Raw genomic sequence first — 500 nt, 5'->3', positions numbered from 1 at the left:
ATGGTCAGATAAAAGTAGACAAAGTTATTGTCCACACCAATGGTTTTGGCAACCACGTAGGTAAAGGCAATGGAAGTCACTGAAAAGGTGGTGGCAATGATGGCTGCTTCACGCTGACTGTAAAAACTCTTATCATACTGCTGCATGGTGACTAGCAAACCGATTGACGCTGCCCCAAACCAAGAAGACATGGCATCAACGGCAGAACGACCTGGCAGTTTGAACAGCTTGACAAATATCTTACTGGCCAATGTGCCCAAGAACTCCATGAGGCCAAAGTCTGTCAAAAATGGCAGCGATAAAATAGCAAAGAAGAACAACGGAATCAGAATAGGAATCAAGTCTTCGAAAATGACGCCGCCCGTATTGCGATTGATAATAAACTCAGGGCCGACTTGCAGATAAATCATCCAAACAAACACCATCCCTAACAAACGCGTGGTGAACCAAAACCAATCAACATCAAAAAGATTTTTTATCAGTGAGCCTTCATGCAGACT

General features: G+C 43.6%; 1 protein-coding gene. It reads right to left on the bottom strand.

Annotation, left to right across the window (positions count from 1 at the left end):
• Positions 1–500, bottom strand: a 500-nt coding sequence (locus ACS8FC_RS21340) for a nucleoside recognition domain-containing protein (protein ID WP_439298246.1), incomplete at both ends; no start/stop codon positions are given.

Source organism: Psychrobacter sp. 1Y4 (assembly GCF_051847555.1).
Note: the sequence above shows the minus strand (reverse complement) of the source record. Positions and strands in the feature narration are given on the sequence as shown.